Genomic DNA, 808 nt, shown 5'->3' with positions numbered 1-808 from the left:
AATCTCAGATTTTTCTTTAGCTTCTACAACGGCCAAACCCCACATTCCATTGGGATCTAATACTGGTCCAAATATGATGACAACTCCTCTGTTTGTCAAATCATTCCAATATGCAACATGTTCATTCATCATCTTTGCTTCTGCATCTGTCATGTCTTGGGAAAATGTTGNATGTTGTCCTAGGTGGAACTAGTTTGTATACGAAATAGCTCAAGTTTTGATGGTCCTATGGTTCCATTGATAATTTATTATTTGAACTTTTAAAAGAAATACCTAGAAGAATTCTACACCACTTTTTTAAACAGTAACCATGTCACACAATATGAACATGAAAACCTTACACCTCTCAATTATGATAACTGTGGGAATAATTGTTATCGCAATACTGGCATTTATCTCAAGTACCGCACTTGAATCTAATACAATACCAAATACGCCACAATTTGTTCAATCTACAAATAACATGAATCAAAATTCTTCTACAGCAACACCTTCCATCACACTCTCCTCCGACAAAGCAAATGCCGGAAACGTTATACAAGTGTCAGGTCAAGGATTTGTGCAATCTGCTCCAGTTAAAATCACACTTCCTGATAATTCAATAGTCGATGTGGTATCAAGTCCTGGAACATATCTCTCCACTCTCGGTGTGTCAGGAAAATATGGTTCTGACAATTCGCATTTTGGTTATCCTGAAAGTGTAGCACTAGATACTTCTGGAAATATCTATGTTGTAGACAGGGGGAATGATAGGGTACAGAAATTCTCGGCTTCTGGGGAATATTTGATGACACTTGGCGTATCAGGA

At 37.4% G+C, this 808-nt stretch carries 1 protein-coding gene and 1 pseudogene; one reads left to right on the top strand and one right to left on the bottom strand.

The features are described 5' to 3' along the window. Positions 1-153: YciI family protein (locus DYY66_RS16485; protein WP_394352631.1), on the bottom strand; the 153-nt coding region annotated here is incomplete at its 3' end. A 175-nt stretch (positions 154-328) separates the two neighbouring features. Between DYY66_RS16485 and DYY66_RS09780 the strand changes: the two are divergent. After that, a pseudogene (locus DYY66_RS09780) lies at positions 329-808 on the top strand (hypothetical protein); the annotation flags it as partial.

It is taken from the genome of Candidatus Nitrosotalea sp. FS (assembly GCF_011319475.1).
Lineage (GTDB): Archaea > Thermoproteota > Nitrososphaeria > Nitrososphaerales > Nitrosopumilaceae > Nitrosotalea.
This window is presented reverse-complemented; position numbering and strand designations above follow the sequence as displayed.